Source organism: candidate division KSB1 bacterium (genome assembly GCA_034506255.1).
GTDB classification, from domain to species: Bacteria; Zhuqueibacterota; Zhuqueibacteria; order Zhuqueibacterales; family Zhuqueibacteraceae; genus Coneutiohabitans; species Coneutiohabitans thermophilus.
Genome location: JAPDPX010000006.1, coordinates 421185 through 443983, shown reverse-complemented (window position 1 = coordinate 443983; position 22799 = coordinate 421185). Strand labels below are relative to the sequence as shown.

17 protein-coding genes are annotated in these 22799 nt (G+C 59.2%); 8 read left to right on the top strand and 9 right to left on the bottom strand.

Annotation, left to right across the window (positions count from 1 at the left end; genetic code table 11):
• Nucleotides 1-70 precede the first annotated feature (70 nt).
• The 3 genes from ONB52_14820 to ONB52_14810 form a co-directional block, all read right to left on the bottom strand.
• Nucleotides 71-1462, bottom strand: a complete 1392-nt coding sequence (locus tag ONB52_14820) for a TIGR00366 family protein (GenBank protein ID MDZ7417409.1) — start codon at nucleotides 1460-1462, stop codon at nucleotides 71-73.
• On the bottom strand, nucleotides 1459-2334 hold the full coding sequence (locus ONB52_14815; GenBank protein ID MDZ7417408.1) for a cyanophycinase: 876 nt from the start codon (nucleotides 2332-2334) through the stop codon (nucleotides 1459-1461). Before ONB52_14815 ends, ONB52_14820 begins: the two co-directional genes overlap by 4 nt.
• A 247-nt stretch (nucleotides 2335-2581) precedes the next feature.
• Entirely contained in the window at nucleotides 2582-3697 is a 1116-nt protein-coding gene (locus tag ONB52_14810) for a M20/M25/M40 family metallo-hydrolase (protein MDZ7417407.1), read from the bottom strand.
• Between the two features lie 1251 nt (nucleotides 3698-4948).
• On the opposite strand from ONB52_14810, the gene ONB52_14805 reads away from it, so the two are divergent.
• The 7 genes from ONB52_14805 to ONB52_14775 all read left to right on the top strand — a co-directional run bounded on the left by ONB52_14805 (nucleotide 4949) and on the right by ONB52_14775 (nucleotide 17148).
• A complete protein-coding gene (locus ONB52_14805) occupies nucleotides 4949-10129 on the top strand; it encodes a choice-of-anchor D domain-containing protein (protein ID MDZ7417406.1) in 5181 nt (1726 codons plus the stop codon).
• Nucleotides 10129-12048 (top strand): type IX secretion system membrane protein PorP/SprF, encoded by a 1920-nt coding sequence (locus tag ONB52_14800; protein ID MDZ7417405.1) that lies wholly within the window; start codon nucleotides 10129-10131, stop codon nucleotides 12046-12048. Before ONB52_14805 ends, ONB52_14800 begins: the two co-directional genes overlap by 1 nt.
• Nucleotides 12049-12459: 411 nt before the next feature.
• Complete coding sequence (locus ONB52_14795) at nucleotides 12460-13794, top strand: MotA/TolQ/ExbB proton channel family protein (GenBank protein MDZ7417404.1); 1335 nt, start codon at nucleotides 12460-12462, stop codon at nucleotides 13792-13794.
• A gap of 9 nt (nucleotides 13795-13803) precedes the next feature.
• Nucleotides 13804-14214 carry a biopolymer transporter ExbD gene (locus tag ONB52_14790; protein MDZ7417403.1) on the top strand — a complete coding sequence of 137 codons (411 nt, stop codon included), beginning with the start codon at nucleotides 13804-13806 and terminating at the stop codon, nucleotides 14212-14214.
• A 9-nt stretch (nucleotides 14215-14223) separates the two neighbouring features.
• Nucleotides 14224-14631, top strand: coding sequence for a biopolymer transporter ExbD (locus ONB52_14785; GenBank protein MDZ7417402.1), 408 nt, complete (start codon nucleotides 14224-14226; stop codon nucleotides 14629-14631).
• Nucleotides 14612-15670: a hypothetical protein gene (locus ONB52_14780; protein MDZ7417401.1), complete on the top strand. Its 1059-nt coding sequence runs from the start codon at nucleotides 14612-14614 to the stop codon at nucleotides 15668-15670. Before ONB52_14785 ends, ONB52_14780 begins: the two co-directional genes overlap by 20 nt.
• Nucleotides 15667-17148: a hypothetical protein gene (locus ONB52_14775; protein MDZ7417400.1), complete on the top strand. Its 1482-nt coding sequence runs from the start codon at nucleotides 15667-15669 to the stop codon at nucleotides 17146-17148. The genes ONB52_14780 and ONB52_14775 overlap by 4 nt, the downstream gene beginning before the upstream one ends.
• A gap of 1042 nt (nucleotides 17149-18190) precedes the next feature.
• On the opposite strand, the gene ONB52_14770 is transcribed toward ONB52_14775, so the two are convergent.
• The 4 genes from ONB52_14770 to ONB52_14755 form a co-directional block, all read right to left on the bottom strand.
• The gene (locus ONB52_14770; protein MDZ7417399.1) at nucleotides 18191-19231 is read right to left on the bottom strand and encodes a proline iminopeptidase-family hydrolase; all 1041 of its coding nucleotides are present in this window, start codon (nucleotides 19229-19231) and stop codon (nucleotides 18191-18193) included.
• Nucleotides 19232-19320: 89 nt separating this feature from the next.
• On the bottom strand, nucleotides 19321-19485 hold the full coding sequence (locus ONB52_14765; GenBank protein MDZ7417398.1) for a hypothetical protein: 165 nt from the start codon (nucleotides 19483-19485) through the stop codon (nucleotides 19321-19323).
• Nucleotides 19470-19721 carry a nuclear transport factor 2 family protein gene (locus ONB52_14760; GenBank protein ID MDZ7417397.1) on the bottom strand — a complete coding sequence of 84 codons (252 nt, stop codon included), beginning with the start codon at nucleotides 19719-19721 and terminating at the stop codon, nucleotides 19470-19472. Before ONB52_14760 ends, ONB52_14765 begins: the two co-directional genes overlap by 16 nt.
• An 11-nt stretch (nucleotides 19722-19732) precedes the next feature.
• Nucleotides 19733-20032, bottom strand: a complete 300-nt coding sequence (locus tag ONB52_14755) for an ester cyclase (GenBank protein MDZ7417396.1) — start codon at nucleotides 20030-20032, stop codon at nucleotides 19733-19735.
• On the opposite strand from ONB52_14755, the gene ONB52_14750 reads away from it, so the two are divergent.
• A complete protein-coding gene (locus ONB52_14750) occupies nucleotides 20000-20293 on the top strand; it encodes a hypothetical protein (GenBank protein ID MDZ7417395.1) in 294 nt (97 codons plus the stop codon). The genes ONB52_14755 and ONB52_14750 overlap by 33 nt on opposite strands.
• Nucleotides 20294-20408: 115 nt before the next feature.
• Here ONB52_14750 and ONB52_14745 read toward each other — a convergent pair whose 3' ends face one another.
• Nucleotides 20409-21971, bottom strand: coding sequence for a hypothetical protein (locus tag ONB52_14745; GenBank protein ID MDZ7417394.1), 1563 nt, complete (start codon nucleotides 21969-21971; stop codon nucleotides 20409-20411).
• A 2-nt stretch (nucleotides 21972-21973) separates the two neighbouring features.
• Complete coding sequence (locus tag ONB52_14740) at nucleotides 21974-22666, bottom strand: hypothetical protein (GenBank protein MDZ7417393.1); 693 nt, start codon at nucleotides 22664-22666, stop codon at nucleotides 21974-21976.
• Nucleotides 22667-22799 lie beyond the last annotated feature (133 nt).

The window sequence follows — 22799 nt, the reverse complement described above, 5'->3', positions numbered from 1 at the left end:
AGGGTGAAAAAGAAGAATGGATTCGTGACGATCGCAGTTTCAGACCTCGCGCCGGCGTCTTCCGCAGCTTTCAGTGCGGCCCCCACTGCAGCATCACTGCCAGCGCGATAAAAATCATCCCCACCGCGAAAAACAGCCCCTCCAGCGGCAGAATCCAGCGCACCCATTTTTCAAATGGAATTTTGGCGATGCCGAGCATCCCCATGGTCACGCCGGAAGTGGGAATGATGAGATTGTTAAAGCCGTCGCCTAATTGAAAAATGAGCACGGCGGTCTGCCGTGTCAGACCGAGCAGATCGCTGAGCGGCGCCATGATCGGCATGGTGAGCGCGGCCTGGCCGCTGCCCGAGGGCACGAAAAAATTGATGCCGGCCTGCACCGCCAGCATGAGATAACCCGCCAGCACGGGATGCGACGGCGCCGTCAGGCCGGCCAGGGCATTGAGGATGGTGTCGATGATTTTGCCGTCAGTGGCAATCACCAGAATGCCGCGCGAGAACGCGACCACCAGCGCCGCAGTCATCATCTCTCTGGCACCGGCGATGAACGCCTCCGCGGTTTGATTCAAACTCATGCCCGCCACCAGCCCGCTGAGTATCCCCATGGCGAGGAACAGCGCGCCAATTTCGGTGATGTACCAGTTGAACTCGAGCGCACCCAGCATCAAGCCCAACAGCGCGAGCACAAACACCGCCAGCACCGATTTCTGCCGCCCGCCCAGCGGCGCAGGTGCTTCGCCCATCTGCTCCTGCCGGCGCCGGCGGTCGAGTTCATACACCGGACTGGTGCGCGGGTCGCGTTTGACTTTGGCGGCGTAATGCATGATGAAAATCACGGTCAGCAGCGTGACCACCGCCCATACCGCCAGGCGAAACGGCCAACCGGAGAACAGCGGCAATTCTGCAATACCCTGCGCGATCCCGACCGTAAAGGGATTGAGAAAGGCGGCAGCGAAGCCCGCTCCCGCACCGACGAACGGAATCGCGACGCCGACGAGGGAATCATAGCCGAGCGCCAGCGCAAAGGGAATAAAGATGAGCACGAACACCAGCACTTCTTCACTCATGCCAAAGGTCGCGCCCGCCAGCGAGAACAAGGTGGTCAGCAGGGGAATGATGAGCAGGCGCAGGGAGGGACGGCGTTCGAGCGCGCGGGTGCTGGCCGCAATCGCGCTGTTGATCGCGCCGGTTGCGGCCACCACACCGAATGCACCACCGGCGATGAAGATGAAGGCAATGATATTGGCCGCTTCCACGAAGCCACGAATGGGCGCGGCCAGCATGTCCGCCAGGTCTTGCTGCTGGGGTGTCGTGCGCTGATAGGTGCCGGGCACGACCACGGTGCGGCCCTGCTTTTCGGCGCGCGCAAATTCACCCGCCGGCACCACCCAGGTGAGGGCGCCCATCAGCACGATGATGCTGAAGATCAAAACCAGCGTGTGGGGAATGGGGAGCACTTTCATCGCGGCATCAAGTGCAGGACTTTTTTGGCTTTCAAGTCATACTGCGCGCCGTGGCGCAGCACGTGCATCTGCACTCCGCTGGCGCGCAGGCCATGGTTTGCACGATCGTGCTGCAAGCGTGCCTTGCTCGCGTCATAAACGATGACGCAATGATCGCCGATCACTTCGAAGGTTTGATCCGGTTTCACCCAGATCGCGGTGCCCTCGTCGATGCCGAGACCGGCAAGCTGTGGCTGTTCCAGCACCAGGCTGATCAGGCGGTTGTGGCGCCGGCGCCGCACGAAATGTTGATCCACGATTGCGGTTTTGAGGAAGCCGAAGCCGCGCGCCGTCACGATGTTGTCCGCCTCGATTTGATTGAAGGTGGAATCTGCCACCGGCCGGCGTTCCTCGCCGGTGATCATCACCGCGCTCATCACTGCGGCGCCGGCGCTCGTGCCGCCGAGCACTGCACCCCCGGCATAAAGCTCATGCAGGCGGGCCTCGACTTTCGTTCCCTGCAGCACCGCCGTCAGGCGCGATTGATCGCCGCCGGAGAAAAACACGCCGGTAACGCCCTGCAACAGCGCCAGGACGGAGTCGGTATCTGCCTGACGGCGGTCGATATTCAGCGCGCTCACTTCACCACAGCCGAGCCGGCGCAGCTCTTCGGCCTGCTCCGGACCGACCTCATGCGCATAGCTGCTGGCCATGGCAAACACCACCACCTTTGCCCGGTCGCCGCCCGCCAGCTCCACGAACTTCTCCATGATCGCAGCCCCGCGTTTGCCGCCGCCGATGATGAGCAGATGGCCCTTCGGCCGGCCGGCGGCATCAAACGCGCTCAGCAACACCATGATGACAAGCGCGCCGCCACCCAGGCGGTGCTTCATAAGCCGAGCCTTCCCTCGTCAGGATGAGACACAGCGGTCATGCGCCGGCTTTTTGTCGAAGACGCTGACTTTTGAGAATGGCAAGCCATGCGGGTGAAACGCTCCCAAGGCAATAACAGAATGAGTCCGGGGAAAAACGTGAATCGGTTTTTCAAAAGATTCTCATGGTCGCCCGGCAAACACCAAACCTCTTTCTGCCGCGCAGCTTCCGGTCATGACTCTCTGGAAAAGTTGGCGCGGTCGGGCTTCATGTCACCAGCGCGAAGGCAATTTCAGCGGTTTTGAACAAGTCTTCCAGCAGTACGAATTCTTCGAAGCTGTGCGGCTTTTGCGCGCCGATGCCGAGGTTGACAGCCGGAATGCCCTTGGCGTTCCATACGTTGGCGTCGCTGCCGCCCATGTAACGAATCGGCTGCGGGGTAAGTTGTACCTTCTTCAAGGCCCGTTCCAGATGCTGCACCACAGGCGCCTCCGGTGTCAAAACATAGGGGGCGAAATCCGTCTGGCTTTCGAAAGGCAAGGCTTGGGGATGGGGCAGCGCCTGTTCGCAGGTTTGCCGCAGGCTGGCGAGGTGCCGGCGCAGGCGTTCGGCAGAAAAGGAGCGTATTTCCCCCTCAACCGTGACGCGATCGGGCACGACATTGGTGGCTGAGCCGCCATTGATCCTGCCGAGATTGAGCACCAGGTCGTCCTCGATGCGGCCACTGGCTACACCCGCCAGCGCACGGCAGGCCAGCGAAATCGCGTTGATGCCTTCTTCCGGTGCCACGCCGGCATGTGCCGCCTTGCCGAGAAAGGTCATTTTGAACACCGTTGATCCGGCCGCTTCACGAATGTAGATGCCCGGCCGCTTGGAGCAGTCGAATACGAAGCCGCCGCTGATGTGGTAGGGCGAGAGATCGAGTTGCGCCGCGCCCAGCATGCCCAATTCTTCGGCGACGGTGAAAGCCACCATGAAGTTTTGGTGGGGCACATTGCCGGAGGCTGTGGTCCGCAGCAAATGAACCAGTACCGCCAGGCCGAGGCGATTATCCGCGCCCAAAATGCTGTCGCCACGGGAGCGAATCTCTCGCGCTGTAACGACCGGCTGCAATTCGGCGGTCGACTGCACTGTGTCCAGATGCGCGCTCAACAGCAGGGTGGGGGAGTTCTCGTGGAAATCAGGGGGGAAACAGAGGAGGTTGCCGGCGTTGCCTTGCAAACGTCCGCCGGCGTCATCTTCGCGCACACGCACGCCCGCAGCCTGCAGCAGAGCCGTGACTTCATCGGCAATCCGGCGCTCGGAGAGCGAGACGCCGGGAATCCCGGCGAGATGCAGAAACAAATCCCGCAGGTCTCCGGCTTGTGCGCCAATGAATGACATGGAAAATTTCGTTTCGTTTTTATTTTATAAAGAAATTTTTGTTTCGTAGAAAGTAAGAAATTTTACCATTCTGTCAAGAGATTTTTTGCCAGAGGGCATTTTTCTTTCGACTCTCATGAGCACCACTGCAGCGGCCAGGTTATTAGACTCTGGCAAATTACTTTAGACTCTGGCAAATTACTGGAGAGCAAATCTGTCACTTTTTGCTTTGCATGAGTTTTTCTCTGGCTGTCCCACACTGGCTCAAAGTTTGCAAAGTGAACAGGCAGATAAAGTTGTCAGATTGAACAGACAGTAATGAGCCCAGTGAGCATTGACCTTGAGTTTATTGATTTATAAACAGACGGTTCAATCAATAAGAAACTTCCTTTCCAAGTTGTTGGTTGAAACTATCAAATGAACTCCACAAGCGGGATAAGGTGAAAATTTTTCGTGCAAGCTAGAATGTGGTGAACTTTTCACATCCTCTCATGATGAAGCGATAGACCATTTTTTTGCACCGGTTTTGATAAAAAACCGGACAAAGAGCACTGATCCTTAAAGAAAATGAAAATGTTCTTGCATTTCTCTGCAAACCAGTTAAATTTCAGGCCAGCGTTGGGTTTGACTTTCTTCTCGCCAATCATCCCCACCCAACCATGCATGACCACGCCTTTCGCATCCGTTACAATTGCCCGTCTTCTTACGGTTCAAGAGGGCGGTCATCGGTGATGGCTGCACTGCACGAGTTCCCATTTACACAACTGCCCCACACCCTCACTAAAGCTGGCTTGCTTGGGCGGCATCGGCATTGCGGGGAGCGGCTTTGATCCTTGACAGAGGGGTTTCGCACTTTTGCATTTGACTGAGAGTCGCTGCGGAAATTCTCATTCGCGAATTTTCCAGCATAGGGAGTTCATTTTCACATAATTACTGCCACCATATCGAGCGTTGCAGCCTGCGCGGCATTTTGGAAACCCGAGTTCTCAGACGTGCACGCCATTATTAAAAGAATGGGGAGAGGAATTTCCTATGGACGACATTTCGAGATCCTCGCTTACCAGCCGGAAAAACAGGTGTAATCCAACTCCGACCGCACGCCGCCCTCATAATCATTGGCTAACAACAAAGAGATTTGTTGCCAGCCTGTTCGCCCTGGCATGGTTCAATCAAGCGGCGGCGCAATCCGGTTTGGCCAGCAGCTCCTGGCCGATTGCCCGCCATGACAGTCAATTGCGTGGCCGGGCTGCGATCAAGGGGCCGTCTGCGCCCGTGATTCGTTTCGCAACTCCGGTCGGCGCGGGAGAGTTGAGTGATCCGGTAGTGGGGGAAGACGGCACGATTTACGTTGCGGGCCGTGTCGACAACAAGCTCTACGCTCTCACACCGGCGGGCGGGTTGAAATGGACCTTCACAGGTCATATTCCCCCTCCAAAAAAGGAATTCTTCATGGCGCCTCCTGCGCTCATGCGGGACGGCACCCTGCTGATCAGTTCGACCGACACCATCTGCACCAAGAACAAGCCGGGCGAATTTTTCTATGCCATCAATCCCGACGGCACTCTGCGCTGGAAAAAAGAGCTGGAAGGCGGGTCGGTGTTTGCCGCCAATGTTGGCAGCAATGACAGCATCTATGTCGTCACCGATTTTTGCTGGCTCTACTCACTCGATCCGCGCGGTTATCTCGCCTCGCCGGACACCATCGTCAACTGGCGCACCAACTTGCGCGCCCTGCCGGAAAATGCGCCAGCCATCAACCTCAGCGATCTGCCGGTGGTGGTTGCCGCCGACACCGTGATGACAATCCTGCGTTATGGCTCGTTTCGCTTCAAGCGCAACTACACCCCGGGCGACACGCTGCAAGGCCTGGTCGTGGATGAAGCCGGGAATATCTATCTGACGACGCGTGATCACGGCCGCATCCTGAGCGTGAGTGCCACCGGCGCTTTGCGCTGGCTGCGCGAGCCGGATGCGAGTTTCGGCATTCCCGCGCTGCCGGCATTGGGCAGCGACGGCACGCTTTATCTCACCAGCGTGCGGGGTGGCTGGTTGCTCGCTCTTGACACCGCCACCGGCGCAGAACGCTGGCGCAGAGAACTGCCGGGCGGTGATTTCATCTCCCCCGTCGTGATCGATGCCGCCGGCCACCTCTACGCCCTGCACAGCACCGCGGGTTTGGTTTGCTTTGCCGCGGACGGCACCCTGCGCTGGTCGCGGCCGGAAGTCCGCGGCAGCCGTGGCACCTCCCCGGCATTCGGCGCAGAGGGCACGATCTACGTCAGTGGCGACCGCATGCTTTATGCCGTTGCTCAGGGGAACACCATTCGTCTCCAGCCATCGTCGCTCGATTTCGGGCAGGTTTGTCTCAACACCGAAGCGACTGCAACGTTTACCATCGAAAACATCAGCAGCGATCCCGTGGTCCTCTCCGCGATCACCAGCGATGATTCCGCTTTGCGGGTGACCGCGCTGCTGCCGTTCACTCTGCCGCCCGGTGGCAAAGATACCGTCGCGGTGGCACTGTTGCTAGCGCAAACCGGTACTTTCACTGCGAACCTGACTGTTGCCACCGCTGACGGTGAGCAGGTCAGTCTGCCGGTCACGGCCGAAAGCGTCGCGCCGCAAATCCTGCTGGAGGCTCATCCCTCGACTTTCGGTGAAATCTGCCCGGGTGATACGGTCTTTGCCAATGTTTTGATCATCAACCCCAGCGCCACCTGCACCCTGCACGTCAATTCCTATGCCGTGTCGTTTTCCAAAGTGCCGAACTCGGGACAGGCGCCCGAGCTGCCCACGGGAGCAACGGCCACCGCCTTCTCTCTGGCACCAGGCGATACCTTCAAGCTCATCGTCCGTACGCGGCAAAACATTGTGGGCCGGTTTGAAGCGAAAGTGACGGTTTGGTCGAATGCCGGCGGGCCGGTGGAAATCACGATTCCAGGCACAGTGTTGTCGCCCCAAATTGCAGGAACCGACACGCTCGCTTTCGGCAAGGTGACACTGGCACAAACCGATACGCTTGCCGCGCAGGTTTGGAATGCTGGGACGTGTGAGTTGCAAATCAGCGAATTCCTGCTGCGCGGAGCACAGGCCGCCAGCTTCGCGCTGCTCGGTGCGACCGTGCCCCGGACGCTGTCTGCTGATGACACTCTGGGGCTGGCCGTCACCTTCACCCCTGACCGGTTGGGTTTGCACACGGCGCAACTGTTGATCATCAGCAATGCCCAGCCCGATACGCTGGTGATCGAATTGCGCGGCACGGGTGTGCCGCCCGAGCCGGACATGGCCCTCGTCCCAGCCGATTCGCTCGTGCTCACCACCTGCCTGACAGATACCGCCACAGCCGATCTCGTGATTCGCAATCAGGGTGCGGCGGTGTTGCGCCTCGATGGCGTTGTCATCGACAACCCGGTTTTTGCGCTGGTCGTGTCACCTCACTTTCCAGTTGAGATCCCGGGCGGCGGAGAATATCGTCTGGCCATCCATTTTGCGGGACCCAGCGTGGGTGAGTATCGTGGCCTGCTCACCGTGCGCAGTAATGACAGAAGAAGCGACTCCACTGTTGTGTTGCTCGGCCGGGTGGATGGGCCTGCAATCGCGCTTTCTGCCAACCCGCCGGATTATGGCGAAGTGTGTGTGGGCACAACCGGCACTACGCACGTCTGCATCAAAAATCCCAGCGACTGCCCGTTGCTGGTCGAGAGCACTGAGATCTTTGCGGTCGAGGGCGGCGTGACGCGGCCGCTCCGACCCGAGTTGCCGGTGGCCGCCGCGTTGCGCTTCGAGATAGCACCGCATGATTCGTTTTGCCTGTCGGTGAATTTCATGCCGGGAGCAGCCGGGCCTTTCAAAGTGATAGTCCTGGTCACATCCAACGCGGTCAATGCTGACAGCAGCATCGTCATTCCTGGCCAGGCCGTCTCTCCGCTCATCGCCGGGGAACAAGAGGTGAACTTTGATTCCGTCGCGGTGGGCGATTCGAAACAAAAAGACGCACGGGTTTGGAACGCGGACGCGTGCACGGTTAAAATCGACCGGTTGAGGATAACCGGCACCGACTCCAGTTTCTTTGCGGTCGGGCCGGCCAGCCTGCCGCTTGCTCTGCTGCAGGGTGACAGCGCGGCAATTCCCGTTATCTTCTCACCCACAAATATCCGGGAATACGTCGCGACTTTGCTGGTTTACAGCAACGCCCAGCCCAACCCGCTGCCCCTCGCGCTGCGCGGGAGGGGCGTGCCGCGGCCGCCGGTTCCCGATGTCAAAGTTGAACCGCTGGCGCTGGATTTTGGTGAGGTTTTTCTCACGAATGATTCCACCTTGCTCGTGACGGTGACGAATGAAGGCGGGGTGGCGCTGCCGATCAATCGCCTCACGCTTTCCGGAGACAGCGCCTTTGCTGCGCCGCTGGACACCTTCACGCTGCAACCCAATGAGAGCCGCGCCCTGCCGGTCACCTTCGCACCGGGTGATACGGGTGCTTTTTCTGCGCAGTTATGGATTGTGAGCAGCGATCCGGATGCGGAGGAAGACACCGTTGTGGTGCCGATGAAAGGCCGGGGCGTCTCGCCGGTTACAGCTCCGCCGGCGGTGCAATTTGAAAAAATCTGTCTGGGTGAGAGTGCCAGATTGACCGTCACGATCACCAATCACGGCAGCCGTGAAATTGCCGCCGATTTCTTGTCCTTTGTGCCAGGCCGGCCGGAATTCCGGGTGGAACCCGACAACGATTTCCGCGTGCCTGCCGGCGGCTCGAATACCGTCGAAATCGCCTTCACTCCGCGCACCGTGGAAGTGGTGTACGATACGCTGCGCATTCCGTGGCGCCCGGAAGCGGGGATCAGCCCCCCTGTCACGCTAATCGCAGTCTCGGGCAGCGGTTGGGCCGGTCAATTGATCGCGGGCGACAGCCTGGTGGTCTTCGCTGACACAAAAATCGGCGAGACGTCTGGCATCACCTATGTGATTCGCAACCCCGGCACCTGCGCGCTGCGGGTGGATTCTCTTGCGGTTTCCGGCGCGGGCTTCGCACTCGATTCGAGTCCCACGGTGCCCTTTGTCATTGCCGCGGGCGACAGCCACCTCCTCAAACTCGAGTTCAGTCCCGATACCACCGGCTTGCAGGATGGCGTTTTGTACATCGCTCACAACGATCTGCCGCGCCACCCCAAGCTGGTCAAATTGCAGGGCAACGGCATTTCGTTGGTTGTCAATTTCGCGCCGAATCCCAACGATTTTGGCGAAGTGGAGGTCGGCGTCTCCCGCTGTGAGTCGATCGAGGTGAGCAACCAGGGTACGGTGAGCCTGGTTATTGATTCGGTCACGACGCTGGCTTCGCCGCCGGCAACTTTCGTGGTCGAAAACGACGAGTTTGTTCTCAACCCCGGTGAGCGCCGGCAAATTGAAGTCTGCTTCACACCGCCGGATACCGGCAGGTTCGAGGGCCGTTTGCGTTTGCACAGCCGCACGGGTGAAATTCTCTCGGGAGCATTGCTCGGCAGCGGCACCGCGGTGCGAATTTCCCTCCTGCCGGCCAGGCTGGATTTCGGAAGTGTCGCGCTCAACACGACTGCTTCGCGCTCACTGACGATCAGCAACCGGGGTAACAAGACGCTTGTGATCAACGACCTCAAACTGCCAGCGCCTTACCGCATGCGGCAGACCGGTGTTCCGATCACGATTCCAGCGGTGGATGCCCGGGAAATTACGTTGGAGTTCATGCCCACGGAAGTGCGTGATTATCCGGCAGAGCTGGTGCTTTACAGCAATGCCCGCAATCAGAGGGAAGTGCGTGTTCCGGTCACCGGCCGCGGCTTCAGGGAGCAACTGCCGAGGATCAGCCTGTGCCCGTCGGATGAAGCGCTCGATTTTGGCCGGGTTCGGGTTCGCCGTGACAGTATTCGCACCATGGAACTGGTCAATTGCGGCGAAGTGCCTCTGGAGGTGGCCCGTCCCGCCGTTGCCAGCGAGCATTTCGAAATCTTGGAACCGGTGGAAGCCTTCATCATGCAGCCCAATGAAGTCAAAACCGTGCGCGTGAGATTCCACCCGCGCATCGCAGGGCCCAAGGGCGACGAACTGGTGATCCAAGCACACGAAGCCGGAAACCGTGAGCGCAGCGTGCAAGCAGACGTTGACCTCAGCGGTGAGGGCCGGCCCAATCCCAACGTGGCAGTGCGCGTGACCCCGGCGATCTTTACCCCCAATGATGACAGCTACAACGACCGCGTCAGGTTCGATTACAAGGATTTTGAAGTGACAGAGCCGGTCTTGCACCTTTTCAACATTCGCGGGGCCGTGGTGGCAACCTTCCAGTTGAAGGATAGTGGCGAATATTACTGGGATGGCCGTGATCGGGAAAGCAATGGCAAGTCACTTCCCGCCGGCATTTACCTGTGGCTGATCGAAGACGGCGGCAGGAAGTTGGGCAGTGGTTATATCAGCTTGGTACGCTAATGAAAGGTCACATTGGTCTGAACCGCCTGCTTGCTGGTTTGAGTGTCCTGCTGTGTGCCGGAGGGTCCGCAGTATTTGCCCAGCAACGGGTCACCACACCCAATCCTGCGGACCTGGGCGATGCCCGCGTGAATCTCATGAACCCGGCTGTGTTGCCGTGGCAGGATCCGATGTTTTTCGTCGGCACGAGTTTCCTGCATGCCGGGGTGGTGGACAATCTCTTTGCCGCACGCAACAACATGTTCAGTCTCACCACCACCGACAGGCGCCTGGGCGTCATGGGTGATTTAGCCTTCGGGGTGACCGGTGAATACTTGAATATCCGGTCTCTGCAAAACAATCTCACCCTGAACGGCGTGGTCAGCAGGAAATTCAGTGACTGGCTGAGCCTGGGTTTCAGCCTCGGGGTGTTGAATCAGGCGCTCGATGTTTCCGGCGTTGAGGGGCTGACGCCGGGGGACCCGGCGTTGCAGCATTCTTCCAATTGGACCTTTTTCAATCTGGGTGCGGGCGCCCTGGTCATGCCCGGTCGTCATTTGACCCTGGCATTTGCCGTCAACAACCTCAATCGCCCCGACATTTCATTCTTCAGAAACGGCAACGAGCGGTTGAAGCGTTTTTATTCCGCCGGCGCCACGGTGGGCATGAGCACTTTCCGCGGCGGTCTGGCGATGGCACAGGAAGGCGATGATTTCATCTCGCAGCTTTTTCTCGAAGCCTTCCTGGAGGAGCGCGGCTTCGTCAAACTCGCCTACGGCACCGAAGCCATCACCTTCGAAGGCCAGTGGCATGTGGGCGGTGGCGTGAGTTTGAATGCACGCTATGCCTATCCCGTCACCCAGCTCAGTCAGGCGAGCAGCGGCACACCGGAAATCAGTCTGTTGTTCAATTTCCGCAGGCACGGTTCATTGTACGCCGCGCGCTGGCTGGAAACCGACATGCCGATGGCGCCCGCCTTCAGCCTGTCGAACGCGTTTCAAGTGCAATCCCGGCTCGATACGCTGTTCATTCTTGACAAACACATCCACCGCAAAGTGGAAGCGAATGTCTCCCCCAAGGAACTGGCGGAGCTGCCCAAAGAGTTGTTCTTCTCCGCCGACAGCCTGGAGCCGGAACTGCCGGAGCGGATTTTCTCGGCACACCAGAACGGGGCACCGCCCGCCGGCCCCCACATGGGCGCCGCGCGCCTGTTGGAACGGCTGCGCAGCGAAAATACCAGCTCCGGCCGCTTCCGCATTCCCGAGGACAGCACCGGCATAGTCAAGGAAATGGAAAAGAATCACACCAAAGCCTACCTGGCTTCCTTTCGACAACTCGCGCGCCGCATGCAGGAACCCAATTTTCGCAGCAGTATCGTCATCCCCGCGGATGGCCAGCGCGCCTACCTGGTTTTACGCTATCTGGAATTGCACGGCGCGGTCAATGACCGGCTGCAGGTGATCGTCGATTCAACACGCAGCCAGGAGCACCAGAATTTGCTGGGCGCCGCCAGGATTCCGGAAAAAGTCTTTCACCGCACGCTGAGCGCGGCCGCCGACACCTTCTTTTTCAGCCTGAATATGGAAGAGACCAGACGGTGGGGACCGGTATCCGGCAGCTTTGTCATCGAAGATGCGCAGGGCAACATCGTTTTTGCAGACAGCAACATAGTCGGTCGTTCGCCGACCAACAATCAAATTCTCAGGAAACTCGCCTGGAATTGGAAAGTGCAGCGGGGGGAACACGCCGGCCGCCTGGCCCCGCACGGCAATTACTACTACTATCTCGTTTGGAAATCCGCCGACAACAATGTCTATCACTCACCCAAGAAAAGACTGACCATCGATCACAAAACCATGCCGATCGTCATCCGGGTGAGCAGGGACGGCCACGAGGCGGCGAGCGATGCCCGCTATCGCGCGACGATTCTCGTGCATTGAAGCCTGGTGTAACCGGCAGCGGCCGGTGGGCGCAGGGTGCCGCCCGGCTTGGGCGGTCCCCCCGTGTGGAAGCAGGCTTTTCACCCTGACCATTTTCACACCGGTCGCACCCAAACTCGTAAATCATCGCCGCGATCTGGAGCTATTCTTTGTGAGGAGGTTGTCATTATGTTTCGCGTCAGCATCACGAACCTTTGCCAGTGCCTGCTGGTTTGTAGCATGCTGCTGACTGCCGGATCGGGGTTTGCGCTGCAGGTCTCTGCCACGCCCCCGGCAGCGTCGTCCGCTGTCCATCCCTCGCAAACGGTCACGCCGCCGGGCAACCCGGCATCTGCGGGACTGCAAACTGAAGCGCCGCGTAGTGGCGTTGCCCGCAATTTCTCCGAGTTGACGAAGCAGGGTGGCGGGCTCATGTATCCCATCTTCCTGGTGTTCATTCTGGGCGTGAGCGTCATCATTTATCAGCTCGTGCGCGTCTATTTCGATAAACGCCATGCCAAACCGATTCAAGCCGCAGTTGACCGGCAGCTCCGGGAAGTCACTGATGAGACCAGACATGCCGCACAGGTGCGGGAAATTTGGGAGACAGTGGCGCAACATCCACGTTCGGAATTGAGCCGGCTGCTCACCCGCTTGTGCGATCTTTGGCAGCGGGACTCCGGTGCCCCGATGCTTCAGCTCGAAATCGACGGCCATATCAACGGTATGAAGGAAAAATATGAGATCGGCCGCGGCTTTGCCACTCTGCTTTCCGACACCGCCGGTGCCCTCGGCCTGCTCGGCACGGTGTTGGGCATGTATGAGACCTTTATGCCCGGCAAACTGGAATCCTCCCAAATCATCACCGGCATGGGCGTGGCGCTGGTGACCACCATCGGCGGTTTGGTGGTCAGCATCTTTTTGAACTTTGCGATTTCATGGGTACACTCGATTTTTTACCGCCATCTGGAAGGTATCGTCGAGCGGGCGGACTTGTTCCGCAACCGCTTTGGTCGCGGTCAGACGGTCTCGCTGACGCCCCCCGCACAGGCCGTCCCCGCCGGAGCGGTGATCAGTGAAGTGTCACCGGTGACTCCCATCGCGGCACCCGCAGCGAGTCGCCGCATTCCAACCACCCTGCGGCTGCTGTCGGCCAGGCGCCAGGCTGCGGAGGCCGGCGCCAATTTGTCCAAACCGCTGGAAGTGGCGGTGGAAGATCAACACGGCCGGCCCATAGAAAATCTCGTCGTCACCTTCGAAAGCAACGGCAGTCCGGTCACTTTTGACAACGGCACCAACGTCAAGGAAGTGAGCACCGACTTTCTTGGTCGTGCCAAAACTGCGGTCAAGTTGGGCACACTGGTGGGCAGGCACAAGGTGCTGGCGCGCGTCAACGGGGAAGCCAATTTGATGGAAGAGTTCGAGATCGAAACCCAGCCCGGTCCACCCGAGCGCCTGCAGATCCTCTCGGGCAACTTGTTGATCCAACCGGCGGGCACGCAACTGCCTGAGCCGCTCAGTCTGCAGCTCCTGGATGCCCACGGCAACCCCGTCCCCGAGCAGGCTGTGATGTTCGAAGTCGTGCACAACAACGGCAGCCTCGACCAGAACAAAGCGCGCGTGGAAGTGCACACCGATCAGGAGGGCATTGCGCGCGTGAACTTCCGTCTGGGCGAGATGCCCGGCGCCAACATCGTGCGGGCCTGGGTGAAAAGTAAAAATGCACGCCGCCTGGAGGCTTCTTTTGAGTCATTGGGAAAGGAGTGAGCCTCGCCCATGAGCGGCAGCGGCATGATCGTGCGCTACATCGACATTGTGATGATCCTGCTGTTCGGGTTCATCTGCAGTGCCGAATTGAGTGAAACCAGCCATATCGAACTGGCCAAAACGGTGGAATTGCCGCCCGGCAATCCCGATCCCGAAATGGTGATTTTTGTCGGCATTCTGCCGGACGGCTCCTATCTGTTCGACAACGAAAAATATCGCACCGCCGATCTGGCCGTGCTCGAACAGTATCTCCAGCAGACCAGGGTCAACCTGGAAAAAGCGCGCTACAAAATGCGCGTGCGGCTGCGCGCCAACCATGACACCCCCATCCGGTTTTTGATGAAAGCCGCCGAAGTGTGTGACCGCCTGGAGGTGTTGAAAACCTTCGACGTCCGCATCGGATCGAAAGTGAAAAGCTGAGGAACGACCATGGGCAAAGGCGGCATGATCATTCGCTACATCGACATCGCGCTCACGGTGTTGTTCGGCTTCATCGCGATCAGCGACATCGAGCAAAAGACCCAGGTGCGGCTGCCGCGCAGCGTCTCGGCGGTGAGCACACCCACCGCGATCAACACGGTCACGCTCGCGGTTTTACCCGGGCCGGTTTATACGCTGCTGGAGGGTCCCACCGAGCTGATCCGTGACGCCGAGCTGGAGCGCGTCGAACAGGAACTCCTCACGGTGCGGCAAAAGTACCTGGAGCGGCAGCAGGACATCATCGTGTTGATTCAGCCCGACCCCAACTCCCCCGTGCAGTTGACCGTCAACGTGTTGGACGTTTGCGAACGCAATCAAATTCAGCGAAACATAAATTATGTCGAGCCTGGTGTATAGCCTGCGCGGCCGTCTGCGGCGCGTCGAGCCGGAAAAGCTGTGGACCTACGGCCTGACGACGTTTTTCGTGCTTGGGATCTACCTGCTGCTCTTGCAGGTGAGCTTGCCCGAGCCGCGCTTCGACGTGGAAAAATTCCGCGAAATCGACTTCTCCCGCTTCGAGCCGCCCAAACCCAAAGCCCCGGCCGCTGCCAGGAAAACGCCGGCGGAAATGCCCAGGGAGGCAGTGGCCAATCGCACCGCGCCTGCCAATATCGAAGAAATCGATTTGTCGAATCTGCAAGATTTGACCAAAATGACCCAGATCGTGCCGCAGGATTTGTCCGCCCTCAGCCGCATCGCCTCGGTGTCGCAAGCGCTGCTACTGCCGGAAATCAGCGTCGGCACCACCACGCTGCCGCCGGTGAATGCGCCGGTGGTTGCCAATGTCAAGGATGGCCTGCCGGTATTGGGCACGCCCAGCAACGTCTATAATCCCAATCTCGCCAGCGCACGCGTCGGCTATGGCGGCACACCCGGCGGCACCGGCTACGCCACCGGCCGCACCGGCCCCCTGATCGGCACCAAGCGCAACGCCGATATCGTCCACAAGATCGACGAGCGCAGTTTCGACGAGAAAAAACGCCAGGAGATAGATTTCGACAAGCTCTTTCGCGAGCTGCTGGAGTGGCTGAAGAAAAACCAATCCGAGCTCTCCCCCTCGCTCAAACATTACATGCGCTATCGCAACGGCGACCTCACCGCCAAGGTCCGCATCGCAACCGCCACCAGCAGCTACGATCTGTTTTTTCTGTGCAACGAGACCTCCCAGGATATCGGCCTGCTGATGGTGGAAGTCGGTGACAGCTCCACCGCCATCATGCTGCGCGACACCGGTTTCCGCAAAAAAAGCTTCTCCCTCAGCAAGGGCATTGCCAGCCGCGGCGAGGAAAACAATGTCACCTCAGTCAGCATGCTGGCCACCGACCCGACCCGCAGCGAAACCTCGAAGTTCTACAACATCTTTCTTTCCTGGTGGGAGAATAACAAATCAAAATGAGACGGGGCACTACAACCACACGCGTTTGGCCGATGGTGCTCTGGCTTGCGACGGCGGCGGCGTTGTCCGGCTGCGCCGCTGGCGGACGCACAGCCAGGGTGCCGCAGGGCGTCTCCCCGCATATTGCCGCACGCGCCGACAGCATCGGCACACGCTTGTTCGTCGCAAGGGAGCGCGAGCGCAAGGCGGACTGGCATCGCCGCGAAGGCATCCGCCACTATCATCTAAGTGACTCGCTTTGGACCCTGGTTGATGCCCGCCGCGACGCCGTTGCCGAGACACTCACAACTGCCGCAGCCGCCCTAAACGGCACGCCGTCGCCAGCCGGCCGAACCGGCACCGATCCCGAGTTGCGCAAGAACACCATCCTGGCCACCTATCATTTGATGGAAGCGCAGCGCAACCTCAGCAAGGCTCTGCAATACCACGGCTTCAATCCCCAGGCGCAACACTATCTTGCCCTGGCCTACAAACTCTTGAGCGAACGCTATCCCAGTCAGAACTCGTTCGACAAGGCCATCGAACTCTGGGAGTCGCTCGCCCGTCTCGAGCCCGGCGAATATCTGCACCGGTACAATCTGGGCGCAACCTATTTTGCCAAGCACGATTGGCAGCGCGCCCTGCACAACTATGCCAGCGCCGAAGATCTGCTCCTGCGCTCCGCAGCGGTCAGCCCGCGCCGCCTGGAAAATCCTGCTTTGAGTGCGGCGGCGGCAATCGACAGCCTCCGCCTGCTTTCCAGTGTTTTCTACCAGGCGCAAAGTGCCATCAAGCTGGAAGACGCGCCCCGGGCGCTGCATCATCTCGAGCGCGCCAAATCCCTCACCACCGATCCCGCCGTGCTCGCCGCGATTGCTCAGGATATCCACTGGATCAATTGGGATGACGGCAACATTCGCGCCTCGGTACTGCGCGACTCCGCAACCACCCTGGTCAACCAGGGCAAATATGCCGAAGCCGGAAAAATTTACAATCTGCTGCTCGACAAACTGTTGCGCACGCCTCGCGCACGACACGATGTGACCTGGGATTTTGCCACCATCGAATATGTCCGCCTCGGCCGCCGGGCCAGTGCCATCGCCCGCCTCGATGAGGTGATGAAGAGCATTCCCACCGATGCCGCCGGTGCGCCGCTGGATACCACCTATCGCAGGAATTTCGACACCTACGGCCGGATGTGTCTGCGCCTCGCCACCGACACCGCGCGCGTCAACCGCCGCGTGGGATATGAATACCTCGAACGCGCCGCGCGCATCGCATGCAAAGACCGCGGCCGCATCTTCCTCGAAATGGCCGACCTCTCCAAACCCAACCCCGAAATCTCCATCGCCAACGCCGAGCGCGCGCTGGAGTGGGAGCAAAGCTTCGACACCCGGGAGTTGAGAAGACTTTACGATTTGCTGGTGGAGGGCTACCGCCACAAAAACAAACCCGACGAGGCCCGCAAGTATTTCAAGAAACGCCAGGCACTGCCCTGAGCCGGGCGGAGCAAAGTCCGGCCGTGCCATGGAGAAGCCCCCGCCTTCGCCTGCCCTCCCCCCTGCCGCTTTGCCTCCGATGTGGGAACCCAACTTGAATTTTTCGCGGCGTCACCGTGGGTTGCACCTGCAGCACCAATCGCCTGAAAGAAAAACCTGGATTTTGCCCCCGGATTGCTCCCCTTCGCGAGAAACGCCGGTTTGATCGCGACACCCTGTTCAGCGCACAGGAGAGATTCAACCCTCGATGTCAAGATCAACCCCCAAAATCCGTCCACGAAAACAGAACTCCCACGAAAAAAACATTTCGTGGGAGTGCCTGTTGTGGGAAAAACATGAGTCGCTCTCAACATCAAACAACAACAATCCGACCACGAAAGCAAAACTCCCGCGGAAATGGTTGGGGCTGTTTTCCTGGGAGCTTCATTTTTGTGGGAGGAAAACCGTGACGCCTTCGGCAAACGGGGGAATTTCCCGGTCAGCGCTGCTCCACAGTCGACAAAAGCCTCGCTTGATTTCGCAAGGAATAACTGACGGTGTTTTTTGAACACGCCATTCATTCCAGGGAACAAGCAAACCAGCACGCAAAATTCGGGGAAAATTGTTTTCTCCCGGGCCGCGCGCGAGGCCCCGCCCGGTTTGGCTTGGCAGCGGATCATATCTGCCCGGTCTGTGCAGCGGAATTCACCCTCCCGCCGGACAACCGCGATGCCCTGGCGCACCGAACCGGCGGCAGAGAGCCGAGTCGAACCGCTCATAGCTTTTTGCCTGCGGAGGCGGAAGCCGTGTTGAGGTTGAAGACGAGAGGGAGAATCTCTGTTTCTTTTGTGCACGACGACAGCGGGAACGAACCTGCCCAAGTGCGGCGGATTTCTATTCGCAGGAGGGCAAAAACTATTTGCTGATCGGCATGCCCTGGCAGCGGGTGGAGAGCGCCGCGCGCGGCCGTCGCCGGCTTTCCGATGAAGATGCAGTTTTGAAGGTTTTCATGTGGATCATAAGCTTTTTCGCGCCGATTCTTGATCCGTGTGCCGTCATAGAGTTAAAGAGCCACTTTTTTCTCGCCGCGATCCACCGCTTTGAGAAATTTGATCAGGCCGTTCATGTAAGTTTGCTGGTCGTCCCACATGCACATGTGGCTGCCGTTTTCGCACAGCAGAAAGCTGCCATTCTGCACTTGTTCCGCCATCCATTTCATGTGGGCGGGATCCATGGTGTCATGCCGCGCACCGATCACCAGCGTTGGCACCGTGATTTTGCGCAGCTCCGCGCTGACGTCCCACTGCTCGAGCTTGCCGGAAATGCCGAACTCGCTCGGACCCTGCATCATCACGTAGATGGTGTGATTGATCTTGTTGAACGCCCGCATCATCGGATCGGGCCATTCTGCCAGCGGCAGGCGGCAGATGAATTGGTTGTAAAAATTGGGCAGCAATAATTCCATGTAGCGGGGATTTTGAAAATCGCCTTTGGCTTCAATGCCCCTGACCTCGGCGAGCACCGCCGGATCCATTTTTTTCGCCAAAACTTCCTCGGCGTAGGCGTCATACTTCGGGGCGCTGGCCATCATGTTGGAGATGATCAGCCCCTTCAAATGCTGCTGATGTTTCAGCGCATATTCCATCGCCAGAATGCCGCCCCAGGAATGGCCGAGCAGGTAAAAATTGTCTTGCTTCAGCCCCAGTGCCGTCCGCACCTGCTCCAGCTCATCGACAAAGCGCGCGGTATTCCACAAGCTGGTGTCCTGTGGTTGATCCGAATACGCCGAGCCAAGCTGGTCATAATAGATGAACTCAATTCCCTCTTTGGGCAGAAAGCTTTCCATGCACTCCCAATACTCGTGCGTGGCCCCCGGACCGCCATGCAGCAGCAACAGCTTGAGGCGAGGATTGTGGCCGATCCGTTTCGTCCAAACTTTGAACGTTCCCGCCGGCGTGTTGATCGGAATGATTTTGACGCCGCCGGTGAGCACGCCGGTTTCCGTCGTCGCGAAGTAGGTGTTTTGCTCCACTTGTTGGCCGGTGCAGGACAAGAGCAGCGCCGCGGCGAGGAATGCCGTGGCGGCCGGTGAGAATGTTTTCATGCCTTCCTCCGTAGTTTGAAGAAATGGACAGTTTCGCTTCCGCCGGCCGGCTGGCTCACCTGCTCCGGCCGGAGAAGCATGACGCAAAATCATTCCCGAAGCCCCGGCACATGCTGGTGGGTATCGGCACAATGGCGGAAGCTCACCACCCTGCCGGCCTCGTTGAAACGCCAGACATGGGGCTCATCCCGCTCCACCACCTGCCTGCCGGTCCTTTTCACGGTAAAGGAGAAATCGGTCAGCGCAACGACCACGCCCTCGCCCTCCAAAATCTCCCGGGGACGAAATGGTGAAACTCAATCTCGCCGAGGCTTTGAAAAAACTCCGCGGCGCCGTTGCGGCCGCGGCGCGGTGCCAGCCACGGCACTTCGTGCGGCGTGGTGCCATATTCCCACTCCACGTCGTCATCCAGCTTGGCGAGAATGGCCGGAATGTCGCCACGTCCAAATGCGGCATGAATGTCACGGACAGTGTCTGCATTGGTGCTCACGACAGCCTCCTTTACCATTGCTTTTTCCCTTCCTGGCCCGGCGCCGGCAGCATGCCGAGCTGCATCATCATCGTGTAGTCGTCATTCCAGCCCCAATGTTCGACCGCCTTGCCGTTGGCGAAACGCACGATATCGACGCCCTTGACTTCGATCTTTTTGCCGCTGGCCGCCAGGCCCATGAAATCGCCCCGGTGCGTACCCCGCATGGTGGTGTAAGCCCACTGCGCCTCCTGTGAGAGGGAGTCCATCTCCACCAGCCTGCCCTGGGGAAAATTGCTTTGACCGCGGCAGGGCGGTTCAACGTAACACAACGTCAACAATCAGCGGATGAATACCGGGAAAAGCAGGATTGCACAGGGCATGCTGCGACGGCAAAAACGACCACCGGCCTGCCGTTCACGAATATCCACTTGAAGATACACGAAGACCGTGCTTTTGTCGGGGAGGGCTTCAATTTTTCATTTTCAAAGGAAAATACGCCGCAGGAATCAAATCGGATTGCCGGCAGACAGGCAATCCGGCCGGGGGAGAAAGCAACAAATTGCGATACCGCGGATCACATTTGTGCCTGACGTACGGGTGTTCATTGGCTGCCGCGGCTGGAAACCATGTGCTTTTGCGGGTATTTGCCACGGCGGCCAACGAGGCGAGCATACCACCAAGTAGGTTGAAGGAAAGTGGTCATACTCACAAGCCGGGGGGAGAACCGGAGTTGCCGGCAAGCAAGCGCTGCAGCTCTTCAAAATGCTGTCTGGCCTTGTCGAACTGCTGCAGCCGGCGATAGCCGCGAATGAGCAACTTGTGCAGGTTGATCACTTCCTCGGCGTCGAGCTGGTGCCGCAGGGCGTAGGCCCTCTCGGCGTCTGCCACCGCCAGGCGGGGGTCGGCATCCGCCAGCGTGGCCAGGGCAAAATAACTCTTGCCACGCCCCGACCAATTGAAGGAGGCAGCCTGAAGATAGTAGGTGTAGGCGAGCTGGCGATCGACTGCGATCTTCTCATTGCCCAGGCTCAGGCACATGGTGCCGTAGTTGTCGAAATAGAGCCGGCTGAGGGAATCCGGCGGTGCGCCCTGGACATCGGTGGGGATGCTCGTCACAATGTTGAGCAACCGCTCGGCCGCGGCCTCCTTTTGGTTGAGATTGGTGAACTCGATGAGCGCGAGGCGCCAGCCGATTTCATTGCGTGCACGGCTGGTGCGCAGCCTGGGCAGCAGCCCGGCAAAGGTTTTTGCGGCCGCCGGAAAATCGCCGCGGCCGGCATACGCCAGGGCACTGTCGCGCTGCATGGTGGCGGGGATGTTGCCGTCATCCCAATCCATCCACTTGAGATATTCCGTGACCGTGCGCTGTTGCGCCGGCGTGGTGGCCAGGGTCAGGGCGCGGCGCAATGAGGCGTAGGTTTTCTCTTCATTCACCAGCCGGATCGCACTCAGCGATTGATAAAGCACTGACAGGAACAGGACATTCGAATCAATGGCGGCGGCCACCGGCTGGGCGGGATTCGCGATGCGGCTGTCTGCCACGGCTGCCGAGGCCAGCAAGCGCTGCTCACAGGCCTCGAAATTCTCCAGGGATTTTTGCCAGGCTTGCACGGCGAAGTAAGTTTGCGCCAGATTGAAGTAATGCGAATAGACGCCGGGCTCCAGGCGCACGAGCGTCTCCCAAATGTTGATCGCACGGCCATAATCCTCGCGATCCTTGAAACGGTCGCCCAGCAAGCGGTAAACCGTCGCCAGCCAGGTGCGCGCCTGTGTGGCAAAGGGATTGAGTTGCAGCGCCTGCACGAACGCCTTTTCCGCCGCCTGCAAATACGCGATGGCCTGCTGTCGCACTGTCTCCTGCTGCGTCTGCAGATACTTCTGAATGAGCGGCACGCTTTTCTGCAGTTTTTGCCCGCCCTCGAAAGTCGCGCGCACTGCCGCCAGCGAATCCTCCAGCGTCACCTGCGGCGGATGCTCGGCGGCGCGCTGCAGGATCGCCCAAACCGAGTCGGCCCGGCTGAGCGCCAGTTGCGCCGTGGCAACGAGCCGCTCGGCTTCCTGCGCCTGCGGCCAGGGCACGAACAACTGGCGCGCGAGTGAATCCGCCTGTGCGGCGGTCAGCGGCGTCACGCCCGGCGGAATGCGAATGGCGCTGAGCTTGCGGCCACTGCTTTGCGACAGGGCCAGCGCCGGCAGCAGCGCCAGCATGACCGCTGCCGTAACAAATGGCGGCAGCAAACGGCGGCCGGCAGACAACTTCCTGTGCATTCTCATTCTCCCCCCCGGTTCACGTACACCGTGTCGGTCACTGATTGTTCGATGTAAATGACGTCATAAACCGGTTTGTCGACGTAAATGGTGTCGGTGCGCGTGTAGAACACGAGATCATGCGCAAACTGCTTCCAGTCCTTCGGCTCCTTTTCCATCTCCTTGGGATCGCGAAAGCCCCACACTTTCAGTGCCGCGGTCCCGGCAACATCGTCGAAATCAAAGTACAGCCGCAGGCGCTGCCCCTGATAGGTGCTTTGCACCAGACGCACCAGGCTGGCAAACATGGCGGAGACGGTGAGATAATTCGAGCGGGCTTCGATCTGTTTGCTCTTTTTGTTGCGTTCACCCACAATGTCGATGGCGCCGGCGCGCTTCCAGCTTTGCATGACTGCCAGCGCGGTGTCGGACTGGCTGAGGTTGATCAGCCGCTTGGAGGGATAGATCTGCATGACGTCGGTCTCATTGAAGCCGTCGCCGCGAATGTCGATCACTTCCAGGCTGTCGATTTTCTCATCGATAAAATACTGATCGGCGAAGAAGCGGATGTCCGCCGGATCGCGAATCACGGCGGCATCGACGGTCTTGAGATTGACAATCACCTGCTCGGGCTGCGTCCAACCGGCCGCCGGCCACATCGCCGGCAGCGCAGCACCAAGCACGTAAAACAAGCCGGCAGAAATTTTTCGTCTCATGGTCGTCCCTGCACCCTGATAAGAACCCCGGTTTTAATAAATTGTACTGTCAAGATAACTGTCATCCCGTTAAATTTCAACAACAGATTTTGAACCTGCTTCCTCCACTCTTCTTCGCCCGCGACTGCAGCCG